Here is a 14,549-nt window from a genome sequence, read left to right on the forward strand (position 1 = left end):
AATGTCTCAAACCACCGACCGTCTCTGGGGTGCCCGCTTCAAGAGCGGCCCGTCCGAAGCCCTGGCGGCCCTGTCCCGTTGCCCTGAGCGCTACTTTCGCCTCACCCCGTACGACCTCGCCGGTTCCAAGGCGCATGCCCGGGAATTGCAGCGCGCAGGGCTGTTGAGCGAGCAGGAAACCCAGACCATGCTCGACGCCCTGGAGCGTATCGGTGATGACTTCCGTGCCGGCAGCATCGCGCCGACGCTGGACGACGAAGACGTCCACACTTTCATCGAGCGCCTGCTGACCGAACGCCTCGGCGCACTGGGCGGCAAGCTGCGCGCCGGTCGCTCGCGCAACGACCAGACCGCCAACGACCTGCGACTGTTCCTGCGTGATCACGTGCGCACCCTGGCCGTTGAAGTGCTGGCGTTGCAACAAGCGCTGGTGGACCAGGCCGAGCAACACATCGAGAGCATCTGCCCTGGGTTCACTCACTTGCAACAGGCGCAGCCGATCGTCTTCGCTCACCACTTGCTGGCCCACGCCCAATCGATGCTGCGCGATGTGCAGCGGTTGGTGGATTGGGACGTGCGCACCTCGCTGTCGCCACTCGGCGCGGCGGCCATGGCCGGTTCCGCCATTGCTCGTCTGCCGCAGCAGTCGGCCAAGGAAATGGGCTACAGCGGTGTGTGTGAAAACTCCATCGACGCCGTGGCCAGCCGCGATCACGTTGCCGAGTTCCTGTTTATCGCCAGCATGTTGGGGATCAACATTTCCCGCCTCGCCGAAGAATTCTGCCTGTGGTCGTCGCGGCAATTTCGCTGGGTCGCACTGGACGATGCCTATGCCACCGGCAGTTCGATCATGCCGCAGAAGAAAAACCCGGACATCGCTGAACTGGCTCGGGGCAAGGCTGGTCGCCTGATCGGTAACCTGACTGGTTTGTTGTCGACCCTCAAATCCCTGCCGCTGTCGTACAACCGCGACTTGAGTGAAGACAAGAACGGCGTGCTCGACAGCGTCGACACCCTGCTGCTGGTGCTGCCGGCCATGGCCGGAATGGTCGCAACCATGAAGGTCAACGTCGAAGAGCTGCGTCGTCAGGCACCTCTGGGTTTCACCCTGGCTACCGAAGTGGCGGACTGGCTGGCGGTGCGCGGCGTGCCGTTCAAGGAAGCACACGAAATCACCGGCGCACTGGTCCAGGCCTGCGAGAAACACGGCATCGAATTGTGGGAAGCGTCCCCGGCGCTATTGGCCGAGACTGATCCACGCCTCAAGCCTGAAGTGCGCGACAGCCTGACCCTTGAAGCCGCCATCGCCGCCCGCAGCGGCTGGGGCGGCACCGCGCCGCAACAGGTGCGCGAGCAGATCGGTCGACTGAAAACCGCCCTCGCCGCCCAGCAGCAATGGACCGAGAACTATCAGGGTTTCCGGCTCTGAAACAACGCCACCAAACCTGTGGGAGCGAGCCTGCTCGCGATAGCGGTATTACATTCAACATCCATGTTGACTGACCCGCCCCCATCGCGAGCAGGCTCGCTCCCACAGGGATTGCGCTTAACCTGAAAAACCATACACGCCGTCTTTATTGAGCGCGGCGTACGGAGAAACAACATGAGCCAGACTCAGGCAGAACGACTCCAGGCGGAGCGCAAACTGGCGGAAAACCAGTTCGATATCACCCAGTACCAGTATGTGCCACGGCGTTATTACGGGCGGATTTTCTTCGCCACGGTGATCGTGATTGCGATTGTCGGCCTGGTGCGGGCTTTCGCCGAGGGCAAGATCGAATGGTCGTACATCGGCCAGTTCCTGACCTCACAGGCAATTATGTGGGGCCTGCTCAACACCATCGTCATGGCGGTGCTGGCGATGGCGCTGGGCATCGTCTTCGGGGTGATCACGGCGATCATGCGCATGTCGGCCAACCCGATCCTGCGCTACGTGGCGCTGACCTACACTTGGCTGTTCCGCGGCACGCCGCTGATTCTGCAGCTGCTGCTGTGGTTCAACCTGGCGCTGATTTTCCCCACCATCGGCATCCCCGGCCTGTTCGAAATGGACACCGTGAGCCTGATGACGCCGTTCGTGGCCGCCCTCCTCGGCTTGAGCATCAACCAAGGCGCCTACACCGCCGAAGTGGTGCGCGCCGGTCTGCTCTCGGTCGACACCGGGCAGTACGAAGCCGCCAAGTCGATCGGCATGCCGCGCCTGCAAGCCTTGCGCCGGATCATCCTGCCCCAGGCCATGCGGATCATCATTCCGCCGGTGGGTAACGAGTTCATCGGCATGGTGAAAATGACCTCGCTGGCGAGTGTCATTCAGTACTCGGAACTGCTCTACAACGCCCAGAACATCTACTACGCCAACGCCCGCGTGATGGAGCTGCTGATCGTCGCCGGTATCTGGTACCTGGCCACCGTCACTGTTCTGTCCTTTGGTCAAAGCCGTCTGGAGCGTCGTTTCGCTCGCGGTGCCGGCAAGCGTTCTTGAGGAGTTCAACATGAGAAGCATCGTCAAAGCCGTGAGCCTGAACAAGTATTACGACCATTTCCACGCGCTCAAGGACATCAACATCGAGGTCGAGCAAGGCGAAGTGCTGTGCATCATCGGCCCGTCCGGCTCCGGCAAGAGCACCCTATTGCGCTGCGTGAATCAGCTGGAAAAAATCGACAAGGGCGGCCTGTGGGTCGACGGCGAACTGGTGGGTTACCGGATCGTCGGCAACAAACTGCACGAACTCAACGAGTCGCAGATCGCCCGTCAGCGCCTGGCCACCGGCATGGTGTTCCAGCGTTTCAACCTGTTCCCGCACATGACTGTGCTGCAAAACATCATCGAAGGGCCGTGCCAGGTGCTCAAGCGTTCGCCCAAAGAGGCACACGAAGAAGCCTTGGAATTGCTCGCTCGCGTCGGCCTGGCCGACAAGCGCAACAGCTATCCGATCGAGCTATCGGGCGGCCAGCAACAACGGGTGGCAATTGCCCGAGCGTTGGCCATGCGACCCAAGCTGATGCTGTTCGATGAACCCACTTCGGCACTCGACCCGGAACTGGTCGGAGAGGTGCTGTCGGTGATGCGCGATCTGGCGCAGACCGGCATGACCATGATCGTCGTCACCCATGAACTGGGCTTCGCTCGCGAGGTTTCCAACCGCATGGTGTTCATGGACGAGGGACAGATCGTGGAGGCTGGAAGCCCCGAAGAAATACTAATAAGTCCACAAAACCCCCGCACCCAAAGCTTCATTTCTGCCGTTCGAACCTAAGCGCCAGACTCGGAAACCAAGAGCTGCGTAACAACACTCATAAGAGAACGACCATGAAGAACTTCGTTATTCCAGCAGTACTCGCAGGCGTCATGGCCTCCGGTTTTACCTTCGCAGCCGAGTTACCGGCCAGCATCAAGGACAAGGGCGAGGTCGTTGTGGCAATCATGCCGAACTACCCGCCGATGGATTTCAAGGACCCGGCCACCAACACCCTCACAGGGCTCGACTATGACCTGGGCAACGCCCTGGCCGAGCGGATGGGCGTGAAGATCAAATGGCAGGAAACCGGCTTCGAGCAAATGATCAACGCGCTGACCACCGACCGCGTCGACATGGTGATGTCAGGCATGACCGACACCGCCGAGCGCCAGGCCAGTGTGACCTTCGTCGACTACTTCACCAGCGGTCCGCAGTTCTACACCTTGCAGAAAAACAAGGACACCAACGAGATCATCGACCTGTGCGGCAAGAAAGTCGGCACCAGCCGGCGTACGACCTTCCCGGCGGAAATCGCCGAGTGGAGCAAGGCCAACTGCGAAGCCGCCGGCAAGCCTGCGATCAACGTGATCGGCACCGAAGGCTCGGCCGACGCCCGCGCGCAACTGCGTCAAAGCCGTATCGACGCGGCCATGCAGGGCAGCGAAACCCTGCCGTACCTCAAGACCCAGGAAAAGGACATGTACAAAACCGTGGGCCTGCCGATTTCCAAGCAGTTCACCGGGCTGGGTGTGAGCAAGAAAAAGCCTGAGCTGAGTGAAGCGGTGAAAGTCGCGTTGCAGAGCATGGTTGATGACGGCAGCTACCAGACCATCCTGAAAAAATGGGAACTGGAACTGGGCGCGATCAAGACCGTGACCATCAACGCCGGGAAATAATGGATCGGTGTGATGCCTTTGTGGGAGCGAGCCTGCTCGCGATAGCGGTCTGTCAGGTGACATGGATGTTGAATGTGCTGGCCCCATCGCGAGCAGGCTCGCTCCCACACTAAATCTGGGTCGACCACAATTTTGTGGCCAGCCGAAAAACCTGTGGGAGCGGGCTTGCCCGCGATGGCGGTCTGTCAGGTGACATAGATGTTGAATGTGCCGGCCTCTTCGCGAGCAAGCCCGCTCCCACACTAACTCTGGGTCGATCACAATTTTGTGGCCAACCGAAAAACCTGTGGGAGCGAGCCTGCTCGCGATGGCGGTCTGTCAGGTGACATAGATGTTGAATGTGCCGGCCTCTTCGCGAGCAAGCCCGCTCCCACAGGGTTCGGCGTTTAATTTTAAATAGTTGGAGCACCACATGTCCTCCTCGCTACGACCCACCTGGCCCGATCAGCACACAGCCTGTATCGCCCTGGCCTTCGACCTCGATGGCCCGACCGGCGATGCGATGCTCAACGGCTCGATCTGGCGCAAGCCCGAGTATTTCGGTTTCGGTGGTTATGGCCCCTATCGGGCGCTGCCGCGGATTCTCGATTTGCTGGATGAGTTCCGGATCCCGACGACATTCTTCGTCCCGGCCTGGGTCGTGGAGAACTGGCCGAAACAGTGCCAGGCGATTGTCGAGCGCGGGCATGAGGTGGCGTACCACGGTTACAAACATGAATCCTTTTACGCCCTGACGCTCGATCAGCAAAAGGACGTGATGCACAAATCCCGTGAGGTGTTCTGGAAGCATCTGAACATCCGCGCCGAAGGTTTTCGCACGCCATCCGGCGACTGGCGAGCCGAAACTCCGGCCATGCTGGTGGAAGCCGGCGTGACCTATTCCAGCAGCATGCGCGGCGATGACCGGCCTTACCTGGTCAACGTGCCGGGCTTCGATACGCCGCTGGTGGAAATCCCCGGTCGCTGGGAAATGGACGACTACGCCTCCCTCGCCTACACCCGCGCGCCAGACTTTCCCTCGGGACTCGACCGCACCGCCAGTTACACGCTGACCCTCGACAACTGGTGCCGCGAGTTCGACGGCGCCATGGATGAAGGGTTGTGCCTGACCACCCTGTTCCACCCCAAGATTACCGGCAAACCGGGGCGCATCCTGCTCCTGGAAAAAATCTTCGAACACATGCGCCAGCGCGACGACGTCTGGTTCGCCACCTGCCGCGACGTCGCCCGCTGGTGGCTGAAGGAGCATCACCATGGCTGATTCCACTGTCTGGCCCAACGGCTACCGCTGCGCCGTGGTGCTGACCGTCGATTACAACGACATCCACGGCATCCTCACCCAGGCGCCGGAAGTCGCCGGGCGCGACAAAACCTTGTCTGTGTGGCGCTACGGCACCCAACGCGGAGTCGAGCGTTTGCTCGGATTGTTCGAAGCCCTGGGCGTTTCCAGCAGTTGGTTCATTCCCGGCATCGTCGCCGAGGAAAACCCGCAGCACATCCGAGCGATCCAGGCCAGCGGGCATGAGATTGCCTGCGCCGGGTATCGCCATCAGAACTACGACAACCTGACGCTGGCCGAGCAAAGCGCCGAAGTCGCCAAGGGTTGCGCGGCCTTGAGCGCGCTGACCGGTCAGCGTCCGACAGGTTTTCGCATCCCGGCCGGCAACGGTGCGCCTGGTTTCATCGAAGCGTTGAGGGAGCATGGCATTTGCTGGGACTCGTCATGGCGCGGCGATGATTTGCCCTTCGCTCACCCGACGGCGCCTGAAGTGATCGAGTTGCCGTTGCACTACGAACTGGAAGACGAACCCTACTTCGCCTTCAACCTCAGCCCGGCAGTGCCGCCGGCGCAATCGCGGATCGCCTCCTACAGCCATACCCTGGGCAACCTGCAAATGGACTTCGCCGGGTTTCACCGCTTCGGGCTGTGTTACGTGCTGCGGCTGCACCCGGAAATCATCGCTACGCCCGGGCGGATCGGCGTGTTGCGCGAATTGCTGCAAAGCATCCAACAGCATGACGACGTGTGGATCGCCACCGGTGCCGAGGTCGCTCAGTGGTGGGCCGAATCGGCAGCGCCCGTGACCGAGGATCATCCGGCGGCCGTGTATGAACGTCACTATCGGGATTACGGGGTATGAAAGATCAAGAGATCGCAGCCTTCGGCAACTCCTACGATGGGGTGATGCGGATGGAGCGGTTGGCGCAGTTTTGTGTCGATACTCGCTTCGAAGATTTACCCTGCGCGTTGGTGGAGCAAGCCAAGCGGCACATTCTCGACACCTTCGGCGTGACCCTGGCCGGAGCTGACAGCGATGTCGCCAGTCAGGCGCGTCAGGTGTTCAAGGGGGAAGCCGGCAGCACGTTGGTCTGGGGCACCGGTCAGCGGGTCGGCGCGGCACAGGCCGCCATGCTCAACGGTATCGCCGCGCATGCCCTGGAGCTGGACGACACCGGCGGCTGCGACCACTCCGGTGCGGTGGTGCTGCCGGCGGTGATGGCTGCGCTATCGATGTCGGAGCTATCGGTTTCTGAAGCGTCAGTGGACGGCCGCGAACTGATCACTGCAGTGGTGATCGGCTACGAAATCGGCCGGCGGGTACTCGAAGCCTGCGGCAGTTACTCGGCCCACAACGGCGCCGGTTGGCACTCCACGGCGACGTGCGGGGTGTTTGGTGCGGCGGCGGCCAGTGCGCGAATTCTGGGTCTGGATGCGCAGCAAACCCTGGCAGCGCTGGGCATCGCCGGCAGCTTCAGCGGCGGTCTTTGGGCCTTCATTCATGACGGCTCGCAAAGCAAAAAACTCCACAGCGGTCGGGCCGCCGAAGGTGGATTGCTGGCGGCGCGGTTTGCTCAACAAGGGATCACCGGGCCGACAAAGCTGTTCGATGATGTCTGGGGAGGTTTTCTCAAGACCCTCGCGGCGGATACCGCTGTGCCTGAGGCATTGGATGCCGAACTGGGGCAGGTATGGAAACTCGCCCGCTGCTCGATCAAACCCTACGCGGCATGCCGGGGGACGCATTCGGCGATCGATGCACTGGGCCTGTTGCTCGATCAATTGCAGGTCAGCGCGGATCAGGTCGAGAGCGTTCAGGTTTCGCTGTGCGGATTCCTTCAGGACATGTGTGGCGGTCAGGACATCAACACCCTGCCGGCGGCGCAGATGAGCTTGCGTTATGCCCTCGCGGCTCGATTGGTTCATGGTCATTGCCGATTGGAAGCCTACGACGATGAACAGCGCCACCACCCGCGGATTGCTCATTGGTTGTCGCGCATTCGCCTTGAAGTCGACCTGCGACTGTCGGAGGATGGCGAGCCTGTGGTCAGCCTGCAGACCGTGGACGGTCGGCAAGCGAGCCTGTGTGTTGAACTGCCGTTGGGTGCGCCGGGCAATCCGTTGAGTGATGAGGCGCTGGAGGAGAAGTTTTTCAGTCTCGCGGGGCGGGTGATGCCGCGACAGCGGGCGGAAGGATTGATTGAGCATTTGTGGCGGCTGGAAGAACTGGAGTCGGTTCGCAACCTTGATCGGTGGTTGAATTGAATATTGCGCTGCCTTCGCCGGCCTCATCGCGAGCAGGCTCGCTCCCACATTTGAAATGCGTGCCCCTGTGGGAGCGAGCCTGCTCGCGATTGGCGGCGACACCTCGCTAAAAATCTGAATAAGGACATTTGCCCCACCGTGGCCACTTACTCCCTCGTTATTCGCCGCTTGATGATCGTTTCGCTGACCATCGTCGTCAGCCGCGCCATTACCAGCCCGTTGCTCACCCTGTTTCTGAGCAACAAACTCGGCCTCAACCAACAGGACGTCGGCCTGTTGCTGGGCATCGCGGTGTTTATTGCCACCCTGCTCGCCCTTTACGGCGGCTACATCATCGACCGCCTCGAAAAGCGTCGGCTGCTGATCCTCGCCATGCTCTCCAGCGCCATCGGTTTCGTGTTGCTGACCTTCGCCGAAAACCTCTACCTGACCACCGCCACCCTGGTGATCACCGAAACCGCCTCGGCGCTGTTCCTGATCGGGTCCAAGGCGATCCTTAGCGAAAACCTGCCTATGGGCCAGCGCGCCAAGGCTTTTTCGCTGCGCTACACCCTGACCAACATCGGCTACGCCACCGGCCCGATGCTCGGCGTGGTGATCGCCGGGGTGCAGCCGCTGGCGCCGTTCCTGATTGCCGGCGGCATCGCGTTCTTCAGTATTTTCCTGATGAGCGGGATTCCCAAAGACCCGGCCCAGACACCCGCCATCGGCCAGCCCCAGAGTTTCCTCAAAACCCTGATCACCCTGAAGAACGACCGCACACTGATCATGTTCACTTGCGGCTGCCTGCTCAGCACCGTGGTGCACGGTCGTTTCACCCTGTACCTGTCGCAATACCTGCTGGTCACCCAAGACACCAAACGCGCCCTGGAAACCATGGCTGCCCTGCTCGCCTGCAACGCCATCAGCGTGATCCTGCTGCAATACCAGATCGGCCGGTTCCTCAAACGTGAACAACTGCGCTACTGGATTGCCGGTGGCACCAGCCTGTTCATCCTCGGGTTGATCGGTTTCAGCCTGGCTGACAGCCTGGTGAGCTGGTGCGTGGCGATGTTTATTTTCACCCTCGGCGAAATGATCATTTATCCGGCCGAATTCCTCTTCGTCGACACCCTGGCCCCGGAAGAACTGCGCGGCAGCTATTACGGCGCGCAGAACCTCGCGGCCCTCGGCGGTGCGCTGAGCCCGGTGATCTGTGGCTATCTGCTGATGCACACACCCGCGCCCACCATGTTCTATGCTCTGAGCGCGTTGACGGCGATGGGCGGTTTTCTTTGTTTCATGAGCGGTCGGCGAGTGGCGATACCGCAAAATTAATGCACTGAAGCTGCATTAATATGAATTTGTCAGCATCAGGATTGATCGGCACACTGTGCGGCGTTCCTCCCCCAATAGTTGGAACTACTTCAAGGGCTTTCTGGGTCTCCCAGCTAAGCCTTTTTTTTGCCTCGATTTTTTACGGATTGTTTGCCTCATGTTCGCTCGCTGGTTACCTGCCGCCATCAATACCCGCCCTTCGGAATGGAGCCGCGCCGCCATCGGCATGTCGCTGGGCACGATGTTCAGTGTCTGGCTCTGCAGTCAGGTATTCGGCATGCAAGTGGCGCAGCACCTGATCGGCCCGCTGGGTGCATCCGCAGTATTGCTGTTTGCCGTGTCCTCAGGCGCCCTCGCCCAGCCCTGGTCGATTCTTGGCGGCTACTTGAGCGCCGGGGTGATTTCGCTGCTGGTCGCTCACGTACTCGGACGCACCCTCGGCAGCGCCTGCCTGGCGGCGGGCATGGCGCTGATTCTGATGTGCTGGCTGCGTTGCCTGCACCCACCGGCCGGGGCGCTGGCGTTGCTGTTGGTGTTGGCGGACCCGGCGACCATTGCCCTGGACTGGAAAGCCCTCGGTGCGGTGATGCTCAGTGGCTCGACGATGCTGCTCAGCGCACTGGCGTACAACAACCTGACGCGCATTCGTTACCCCAAACGTCCCGCTGAACCGGCACCGATGATGCCCGTCCCCGACAGCCAGGCGATCACTGCCGCGGATCTGAAACTGGCCCTCGCCGACATGGAAGCCTTCTACGACGTCACCCCCGAAGACCTCGAACAACTGATCCATGCCAGCGAGTTGCATGCCAAGCGCCGTAGCATCGGGGATGTATTTTCCAACAAGGGTTGAAGATTAAAAGAAAGATCAAAAGATCGCAGCCTGCGGCAGCTCCTACGTTGAACATCGATTGCGTAGGAGCTGCCGCAGGCTGCGATCTTTTGTTTTGGCTTTAAGGTAAAAATGCAAACAGCACCTGCACGTATCCCGGTTGTACATCACAAATTTGCACTGATACGATCCAGCATCGCTCGCGCGCGAGCTTCTCTATAAAGAACAATAAAAGCAGGGAGTTAGTGATGACTGCTCAGGTTTCATCCCCGACAACACAGCCCATGGATGCCACGCAAAACGAAGTGTTGGCCGAGGTTCGCAATCACATCGGGCACCTGACCCTCAATCGCCCCGCCGGCCTCAACGCCATTACCCTGGACATGGTTCGCAGCCTGCAACAGCAGCTCGATGCCTGGGCACAGGATCCGCAGGTGCATGCGGTGGTGTTGCGCGGCGCTGGTGAGAAAGCGTTCTGTGCCGGCGGCGATATTCGTTCGCTGTACGACAGCTTCAAAAACGGCGACACCTTGCACGAAGACTTCTTCATCGAGGAATACGCCCTCGACCTCGCCATCCATCACTATCGCAAACCGGTCCTGGCCTTGATGGACGGCTTTGTGCTGGGCGGCGGCATGGGGCTGGTGCAAGGCGCCGATTTGCGGGTGGTTACCGAGCGCAGCCGTCTGGCGATGCCGGAAGTGGCCATCGGTTATTTCCCGGACGTCGGCGGCAGCTATTTCCTGCCGCGCATTCCCGGTGAACTGGGTATTTACCTCGGTGTCAGCGGCGTGCAAATCCGCGCGGCCGATGCGCTCTATTGCGGCCTGGCCGACTGGTACCTGGAAAGCGCCAGCCTGGGCACGCTGGACGAACAACTCGATCACCTCGAATGGCACGACACGCCGCTCAAGGACCTGCAAGGCATGCTGGCGAAACTCGCCGTGCAGCAACTGCCGGCAGCGCCCCTGGCGGCGTTGCGGCCGGCTATCGATCACTTCTTCGCCCTGCCCGATGTGCCGAGTATGGTGGAACAACTGCGTGAAGTGACCGTCGCCGGCAGTCATGAGTGGGCTACGGCCACCGCCGACCTGCTGGAAAGCCGTTCACCGCTGGCCATGGGCGTGACCCTGGAAATGCTGCGACGCGGTCGGCACCTGAGCCTGGAACAGTGCTTCGCCCTCGAACTGCACCTGGATCGCCAGTGGTTCGAACGCGGCGACCTGATCGAAGGCGTGCGCGCCTTGTTGATCGACAAAGACAAGAACCCGCGCTGGAACCCACCGACCTTACAGGCGCTGGATGCCGAGCACGTGGCGAGTTTTTTCACCGGGTTCGAGCAGAGCGGGAGCTGAGTCATGCACGATATCGAATTGAGCGAAGAGCAAGTGATGATCCGCGACATGGCCCGGGATTTTGCCCGCGGCGAAATCGCGCCCCATGCACAAGCCTGGGAAAAGGCCGGCTGGATCGATGATGGGCTGGTGGCGAAGATGGGCGAACTGGGTCTGCTGGGGATGGTGGTGCCCGAGGAATGGGGCGGCACTTATGTCGACTACGTTGCCTACGCCTTGGCGGTGGAAGAGATTTCCGCCGGTGACGGCGCCACTGGCGCACTGATGAGCATCCATAATTCCGTGGGCTGCGGGCCGGTGCTCAACTACGGCACCGAAGAACAGAAACAGCAATGGTTGCCGGACCTCGCCAGTGGCCAGGCCATCGGCTGCTTTTGCCTCACCGAACCCCAGGCCGGTTCCGAAGCCCACAACCTGCGCACCCGCGCCGAACTGCGCGACGGCCAGTGGGTGATCAACGGCGCCAAGCAATTCGTCAGCAATGGCAAACGGGCGAAGCTGGCAATCGTGTTCGCCGTGACCGATCCTGAGCTGGGCAAGCGCGGCATCTCGGCGTTCCTGGTGCCGACTGAAACAGCCGGCTTCATCGTCGACCGCAGTGAACACAAGATGGGCATCCGCGCTTCCGATACCTGCGCCGTGACCCTGAACAATTGCACCGTTCCCGAGGCCAATCTGCTGGGTGAACGCGGCAAAGGCCTGGCCATCGCCCTCTCCAACCTCGAAGGCGGCCGCATCGGCATCGCCGCGCAAGCCTTGGGCATCGCCCGTGCGGCGTTCGAAGCGGCGCTGGCTTACGCGCGGGATCGGGTGCAGTTCGACAAGCCGATCATCGAACACCAAAGCATCGCCAATATGCTGGCCGACATGCACACCCGCTTGAACGCCGCGCGCTTGCTGATCCTGCATGCCGCAAGGTTGCGCAGTGCTGGCAAACCGTGTTTGTCGGAGGCTTCACAGGCCAAGCTGTTTGCATCCGAGATGGCCGAGAAGGTCTGCTCCTCGGCGATACAGATTCATGGCGGGTATGGGTATCTGGAGGACTACCCGGTGGAGCGCTACTACCGGGATGCGCGGATCACGCAGATTTATGAAGGGTCGAGCGAGATACAGCGGATGGTGATTGCCCGGGAGTTGAAAAACTATTTGGTGTGACCTTTAAAAGCATCGCGAGCAGGCTCGCTCCCACAGTGAATCTCCAGTGTTCGTGAGATCCCTTGTGGGAGCGAGCCTGCTCGCGATGGCGTCAATCAGAACACTACATCACTTACCCTGGAACTCCGCCTCCCGCTTGGCAATAAACGCCGCCATCCCTTCCTTCTGATCCTGCGTCGCAAACGCCGCATGGAACACCCGACGCTCAAATCGCACACCTTCCGACAGGCTGACTTCAAACGCGCGGTTGACGCTTTCCTTGATCATCATCGCAATCGGCAGCGACTTCTTGGCAATCAGCGCCGCGACTTTCAGCGCTTCTTCCAGTAGCTCATCCGCCGGCACGATGCGGGCAACAATGCCGCAACGCTCCGCTTCTACGGCATCGATCAAACGCCCGCTCAGGCACATTTCCATGGCCTTGGCCTTGCCCACCGCGCGGGTCAGGCGCTGGGTGCCGCCCATGCCCGGCAGCACACCGAGGTTGATTTCCGGCTGACCGAATTTGGCGTTGTCGCCGGCCAGGATGAAGTCGCACATCAACGCCAGTTCACAACCACCGCCCAAGGCGAAACCGTTGACTGCGGCGATGATCGGCTTGCGGCGGTTGGCCACGCGATCGCTGTCGCTGAACAGGTCATCGAGGTAGATCTGCGGATAGGTCAGCTCGGCCATTTCCTTGATGTCGGCACCGGCGGCGAAGGCTTTTTTCGAGCCGGTCAGCACGATGCAACCGATATTCGAATCGGCTTCCAGGCCATCAAGGGCGTGGTTCAATTCGCTGACAATTTGCGCATTCAACGCGTTCAAGGCTTGCGGACGGTTGAGGGTAATCAGGCCGACGCGGCCGTGGGTTTCCAGCAAAATCGTTTCGTAGCTCATATATGACTCCTGATAAACACTCGATCCCCGTAGGAGCTGCCGCAGGCTGCGATCTTTTGATCTTGCTCTTCTCGGGCTGCTGAAAATCAAGATCAAAAGATCGCAGCCTGCGGCAGCTCCTACGGGGGTTCATTCTCAAAGATTGCGCGAAATGACCATGCGCTGAATGTCGCTAGTGCCTTCGTAGATCTGGCACACCCGCACGTCGCGGTAGATCCGCTCCAGCGGGAAGTCGTTCAGGTAACCGTAACCGCCGAGGGTTTGCAACGCCGAGGAGCAGACCTTCTCGGCCATTTCCGAAGCGAACAGCTTGGCCATGGAGGCTTCGACCAGCGCCGGTTTGCCGCTGTCGCGCAATGCCGCCGCGTAATGCACCATCTGCCGGGCGACGGCGATCTGGGTTGCCATGTCCGCCAGCCGGAAGGCCACCGCCTGGTGTTCGATGATCGGCTTGCCGAAGCTCTCGCGTTCACGAGCATAGTCGCGAGCCGCTTCGAACGCGGCGCGGGCCATGCCCACCGATTGCGAGGCGATGCCGACACGGCCACCTTCAAGGTTGGCCAGGGCGATCTTGTAGCCTTCGCCCTCCTCACCCAGTCGATTGGCCACCGGGACTTTCACATCCTCGAAGAGGATCTGGCAGGTATCGGAAGCATGCTGACCGAGTTTGTCTTCGACACGCGCGACTTTATAGCCCGGCGAATCGGTGGGCACGATCAGCGCCGTGATCCCGCGCTTGCCGGCACTCGGGTCAGTCACCGCAAACACAATCACCACCCCGGCGTTTTGCCCGGAGGTGATGAACTGCTTGCAGCCGTTGAGCACGTAGTGATCACCGTCAAGCCGGGCGCGGGTTTTCAGGCTGCTGGCGTCGGAGCCGGCTTGCGGTTCGGTCAGCGCAAACGCACCGAGCATCGCGCCACTGGCGAGTGGCTTGAGGAAGCGTTCTTTCTGATCGTCGTTACCGAACTTGAGGATCGGCACGCAACCCACCGAGTTATGCACGCTCATGATGGTCGAGCAGGCGCCATCGCCGGCAGCGATTTCTTCCAGGGCCATGGCGTAGGCCAGGTAACCGGTGTCACAACCGCCCCACTGCTCCGGCACCAGCATGCCGAAGAAACCCAGATCGGCCATCTCGCTGATGGCTTCCTTGGGGAAGCGATGTTCACGGTCCCACTCGGCGGCGAACGGTTTCAGCCGTTCCTGGGCAAACTGCCGGGCCGCGTCGCTGATCTGAAGTTGTTCGTCATTGGGAATCATGCCAAGTCCTTAAATTATCCTGAAGACGCAGAACCTGTGGGAGCGAGCCTGCTCGCGATGGCGGAC

13 protein-coding genes are annotated in these 14,549 nt (G+C 60.8%); 11 read left to right on the top strand and 2 right to left on the bottom strand.

The window, feature by feature from the left end; genetic code table 11:
• The first annotated feature begins 1 nt into the window (after nucleotide 1).
• The 11 genes from argH to BK662_RS33900 all read left to right on the top strand — a co-directional run bounded on the left by argH (nucleotide 2) and on the right by BK662_RS33900 (nucleotide 12,338).
• Nucleotides 2-1,429, top strand: coding sequence for an argininosuccinate lyase (argH, locus tag BK662_RS33840; RefSeq protein ID WP_123361187.1), 1,428 nt, complete (start codon nucleotides 2-4; stop codon nucleotides 1,427-1,429).
• 174 nt (nucleotides 1,430-1,603) lie between these two features.
• A complete protein-coding gene (locus BK662_RS33845) occupies nucleotides 1,604-2,482 on the top strand; it encodes an amino acid ABC transporter permease (protein ID WP_123361188.1) in 879 nt (292 codons plus the stop codon).
• Nucleotides 2,483-2,492: 10 nt separating this feature from the next.
• Nucleotides 2,493-3,257: an amino acid ABC transporter ATP-binding protein gene (locus BK662_RS33850; RefSeq protein ID WP_007900205.1), complete on the top strand. Its 765-nt coding sequence runs from the start codon at nucleotides 2,493-2,495 to the stop codon at nucleotides 3,255-3,257.
• A gap of 53 nt (nucleotides 3,258-3,310) precedes the next feature.
• A complete protein-coding gene (locus tag BK662_RS33855) occupies nucleotides 3,311-4,135 on the top strand; it encodes an ABC transporter substrate-binding protein (protein ID WP_123361189.1) in 825 nt (274 codons plus the stop codon).
• Nucleotides 4,136-4,547: 412 nt separating this feature from the next.
• A complete protein-coding gene (locus BK662_RS33870; RefSeq protein WP_123361192.1) occupies nucleotides 4,548-5,396 on the top strand; it encodes a polysaccharide deacetylase family protein in 849 nt (282 codons plus the stop codon).
• Nucleotides 5,389-6,276: a polysaccharide deacetylase family protein gene (locus BK662_RS33875; RefSeq protein WP_123361193.1), complete on the top strand. Its 888-nt coding sequence runs from the start codon at nucleotides 5,389-5,391 to the stop codon at nucleotides 6,274-6,276. The genes BK662_RS33870 and BK662_RS33875 overlap by 8 nt, the downstream gene beginning before the upstream one ends.
• Nucleotides 6,273-7,679, top strand: a complete 1,407-nt coding sequence (locus BK662_RS33880) for an MmgE/PrpD family protein (RefSeq protein ID WP_375539023.1) — start codon at nucleotides 6,273-6,275, stop codon at nucleotides 7,677-7,679. Before BK662_RS33875 ends, BK662_RS33880 begins: the two co-directional genes overlap by 4 nt.
• Before the next feature lie 138 nt (nucleotides 7,680-7,817).
• Nucleotides 7,818-8,996, top strand: coding sequence for an MFS transporter (locus tag BK662_RS33885; RefSeq protein ID WP_123361194.1), 1,179 nt, complete (start codon nucleotides 7,818-7,820; stop codon nucleotides 8,994-8,996).
• A 157-nt stretch (nucleotides 8,997-9,153) separates the two neighbouring features.
• A complete protein-coding gene (locus BK662_RS33890; RefSeq protein ID WP_123361195.1) occupies nucleotides 9,154-9,849 on the top strand; it encodes an HPP family protein in 696 nt (231 codons plus the stop codon).
• Nucleotides 9,850-10,076: 227 nt separating this feature from the next.
• Nucleotides 10,077-11,183, top strand: a complete 1,107-nt coding sequence (locus BK662_RS33895; protein ID WP_123361196.1) for an enoyl-CoA hydratase/isomerase family protein — start codon at nucleotides 10,077-10,079, stop codon at nucleotides 11,181-11,183.
• A gap of 3 nt (nucleotides 11,184-11,186) precedes the next feature.
• The gene (locus tag BK662_RS33900) at nucleotides 11,187-12,338 is read left to right on the top strand and encodes an acyl-CoA dehydrogenase family protein (RefSeq protein ID WP_008072412.1); all 1,152 of its coding nucleotides are present in this window, start codon (nucleotides 11,187-11,189) and stop codon (nucleotides 12,336-12,338) included.
• Nucleotides 12,339-12,446: 108 nt separating this feature from the next.
• Here BK662_RS33900 and BK662_RS33905 read toward each other — a convergent pair whose 3' ends face one another.
• Together BK662_RS33905 and BK662_RS33910 are read right to left on the bottom strand one after the other, a co-directional pair.
• Nucleotides 12,447-13,220, bottom strand: coding sequence for an enoyl-CoA hydratase (locus BK662_RS33905; protein ID WP_123361197.1), 774 nt, complete (start codon nucleotides 13,218-13,220; stop codon nucleotides 12,447-12,449).
• Nucleotides 13,221-13,355: 135 nt separating this feature from the next.
• Nucleotides 13,356-14,483, bottom strand: coding sequence for an acyl-CoA dehydrogenase (locus BK662_RS33910; RefSeq protein WP_030131386.1), 1,128 nt, complete (start codon nucleotides 14,481-14,483; stop codon nucleotides 13,356-13,358).
• Between the last annotated feature and the right edge of the window lie 66 nt (nucleotides 14,484-14,549).

It is taken from the genome of Pseudomonas frederiksbergensis, assembly GCF_003732275.1.
Lineage (GTDB): Bacteria > Pseudomonadota > Gammaproteobacteria > Pseudomonadales > Pseudomonadaceae > Aquipseudomonas > Aquipseudomonas frederiksbergensis_H.